The organism is Devosia insulae DS-56, from assembly GCF_000970465.2.
In the GTDB taxonomy this organism is placed as follows: Bacteria; Pseudomonadota; Alphaproteobacteria; order Rhizobiales; family Devosiaceae; genus Devosia_A; species Devosia_A insulae.
Genome location: NZ_LAJE02000374.1, coordinates 1 through 3267, shown reverse-complemented (window position 1 = coordinate 3267; position 3267 = coordinate 1). Strand labels below are relative to the sequence as shown.

The following is a 3267-nucleotide window of genomic DNA, read 5'->3' as shown; positions in this document are numbered from 1 at the left end:
GCAGGGGGTGTCGGCGCGCGCGCGCCGGCCTTGCGGTCTGGGCCCTCAAATCACCTCAAGATAATCCCGCCCCGGCAGCGCCTCGAACGGCGCTGTCGGCAGGGTCTGGTACCAGAACGCCACGGAGGCGATGTCGTCCTGCAGCGGCAGGTATCGGCGGGTGTTGCGGTTTTCGGTGCGCCAGCCGAGCGCCTGGATGGTGACCTTGAGGTCGCTCTCGAAGCGGATCGGGTCGCTCAAATGCCAGCGATACATGCCGAAGCGGGTCTGGCTGCGATAGGTGCCGTCGGGGCGCAGCACCTGCGGCAGACCGGCATAGGGGGTGGAGAACTCGCGATAGCGGCTGTCCATGGTGGCATCGACCACGCCGCCATCGAAATTGTAGGCGCCGCAGAAATAGTCCTCGGTACCGGTGCCGCAGATGGTAGGGAATTCCTTGTCCCCATCCATGAAGAACTTGATCTCGCCTTCACCCCACCAGCCCGAATTGTTCACCCCCCAGGCCATGTAGGTGCCGACATAGTGACCGCGCCCCGTTACGCCATCGAGGATGGTGTAATCGGTGCCATAGGGCAGGGGATTGGTGCGGCGGAACTTGGCGTGAAAATAGGCCGCGTCTTCCGGCACCTCGGTCAGGGTGTAGTTGATCTGGTAGTAGATGATGCCGAAATCGTCGGGATCGGTGTTCTCGATCTCGATGCGCGCGGCCTTGCGGAACGGCATCTCCCAGTAGCAGTTGAAGGCGCGGCCGGGGTTGACGCAGACGGCGAGCGAGTTGATCTGGGCGAACTGGCCCCAGCCCATGCAGAAGAAATCGCCGAGCGGCGCCTCGACCGAGGGGTTCTCCTGGTCGTCCCACCACATGCGGATGATGAGGCTGCGCCAGCGCAGGTTCGCCGTGGTCAGCCAGATCTGCTGGATGGCGCCCATGCCCTCGATATCGGCGAGGACGCGGGTCTCGCCCGGTTCGATCCGGATCGAGGGCGACACCTTCCAGCCCTGGCCATTGCCATCGGGGCCGAGCCCCTTGGCGTGCACGGCGCCGGTGCCTTCGGTGGCCATGCCGCCCTTGCCCTTCTCGCCGGTGAAATTCTCCGGCGAGATCGAGCGGGTCCTGGCCGGCGACAGCCGGTAGAGGTTCGAGAGGTTGACGCCGAGTCCGTTGAAAGGCGCAGTCATGTTCATTGTCCCTGGAATGGATAGCGGAAATGCGGGAGGCGCTCGGCAACCGGCGGTAGCGGCTCGAACGGCTTGTGCGGCTCGGCCTGATACCAGAATGCCACCGACGAGATGTCGTCGGAGCGGCCATTGGCGTGGCCGTGCTCGATCGTGACCTTGATGCGCTCCTTGAAGATCAAGGGGTCCTCGATGTGCCAACGGTAGAGCGTCACCGGCTCGGTCCAGTTCGGGCCGCCGGCGGCGATGATGCCGTGGTAGGGCGCCGAATACTCCTCGGTCGGGCACCAGGCGGTGTTGAAATAATCTTCGGTGCCGGTGCCATGCAGGGTCGGCGGCCACTGGTCGTTGGCGCCGGGAGCGCTTTCGGGGCGCGGCTCGATCAGCGCGGCTTTCGGGCCGATGCGTGGATCGGGCTTGCGCACGGTGTCGGGCACCGAGAGGCCGGGGGCGCCGTCGATCCAGATCATGTCGTCGCCTTCGCCGTACCAGTCCCAGGACCGCGACAGGCGCTGCGACTGCACCGAGAACAGCACCCCGACATAGTGGCCGTGGCCCTCGGCATCGAGGATGACGTAGTTGCGCTTGCCGTCGACATTCTCGCCGCCGAACAGATGCTGCTCGTTGGTCTTGCCGGCCTCGCTGACTCCCGCCGGCCGATCCTGCCGATACTGGGCGTGGAAGCGCCCCATGCCGTCCTCGAGCCGATCATGCAGCTCGAGATCGACATAGTAGTAGAACAGCAGGTCGACCTCGGACTCGTTGGTGATGGTGAGCCGCATCGAGCTGCCGAACGGCATCGGGAAGTAGCAGTTGAAGGCTTTGCCATCCTGCGGGCTCGCCTGCACCGGCAGCGAGGCGAAGTTCCTCGTCTTGGCATGGCCCATACCGAAGAAATCGCCGATCGGTGCTTCGATGCTGGGTTCGGTCTCGCCGTCCCAATAGGCGCGCAATACGATCTTTCTCAGATAGTGGTCGGCCGACGAGGCAAGGGTGGCCCAGATATGGGTGATGATGCCGGCGCCCTGGTGCTCGGCGATCACGACGGTCTTGCCCGGTTCGATGTGCAGCCGGTCGTCATTGCCGCCGGTGCGGTCGCAGCTCGAAAAGCGGCGGCTCTGCGCCTCGCGCAGTTTGGCTAGTCCCCGTAGCGGCGAGAGGCCCGCATTGGTCATAATTGTCTCCTTTGGGGGCTGCCTACTTGAGGCCGCTGGTTTTGATCGAGTCCATGATCTGCTTCTGGAAGATCACGAACAGCACCAGCATCGGCACCGCGACGATGGTCGAAGCGGCCATGGTGTAGTTCCAGCTGGCGGCGTACTGGCTCTTGAAGTTGGCGATGGCCACCTGCACGACCCACAGGTTCTGGTCGGAGGCGACGGTGAGCGGCCAGAGGAACGAGTTCCAGTTGGCGAGAAAGAACAGGATCGCCAGCGCCGCAATGATCGGCCGGCTCAATGGCAGGATGACGCTGGTGTAGATGCGCCAGTAGCCGGCGCCATCGATCACCGCGGCTTCCTCCAGCTCCTTGGGCAGCGACAGGTAGTATTGGCGGAGCAGGAATATGCCGAAGGCGTTGAAGATCGCCGGGACGATCAGCCCGGCATAGGAGTTCAGCATCCCCATCGAGCGGACCAGGATGAACAGCGGCACGATGATCACCGGCAGCGACACGAGGAAAGTCGAGAACATGGCGAGAAACACCACCTCGCGGCCGGGGAATTTCAGCCGCGCCAGGGCGTAGCCAGCCATGGTGTGGAAGAACAAGGCGACCACCGTCACCACGGCCGAGATGACGAAGGTGTTGATCAGGTAGCGCCAGAACGGCACCTCGGTCAGCACGTAGATGAAGTTGTCGAGCACCGGTTTGGCCGGGATGAGGTTCGACTTGAACACCTCGGTCGGGCCCTTGAAGGCGATCGACAGCATGTAGAGCAGCGGGAAGATCGCCATCACGGCGAGCACCGCGGCCACCAGCATCCAGACCAGCCGGACGACATTGGCCTGCGAACGGGAAAGGCTATTGCTCATGGGGTGCTCCGGTGGTGCGAGGCGCAGGATGGCTTGGTGCGCACAGAGCACCCCCCACCC

3 protein-coding genes are annotated in these 3267 nt (G+C 64.0%); all 3 read right to left on the bottom strand.

Translation table 11 applies throughout. The features are described 5' to 3' along the window. Window positions 1–45: 45 nt before the first annotated feature. Genes VW23_RS25150 through VW23_RS25140 form a run of 3 tightly spaced genes read right to left on the bottom strand, consistent with a single transcriptional unit; the run spans window position 46 to window position 3207 of the window. Window positions 46–1179, bottom strand: coding sequence for a glycoside hydrolase family 172 protein (locus tag VW23_RS25150; protein WP_084646470.1), 1134 nt, complete (start codon window positions 1177–1179; stop codon window positions 46–48). A gap of 2 nt (window positions 1180–1181) precedes the next feature. Further along, the gene (locus tag VW23_RS25145) at window positions 1182–2351 is read right to left on the bottom strand and encodes a glycoside hydrolase family 172 protein (RefSeq protein WP_069912229.1); all 1170 of its coding nucleotides are present in this window, start codon (window positions 2349–2351) and stop codon (window positions 1182–1184) included. A gap of 22 nt (window positions 2352–2373) precedes the next feature. Next, a complete protein-coding gene (locus tag VW23_RS25140) occupies window positions 2374–3207 on the bottom strand; it encodes a carbohydrate ABC transporter permease (RefSeq protein WP_069912228.1) in 834 nt (277 codons plus the stop codon). Window positions 3208–3267 lie beyond the last annotated feature (60 nt).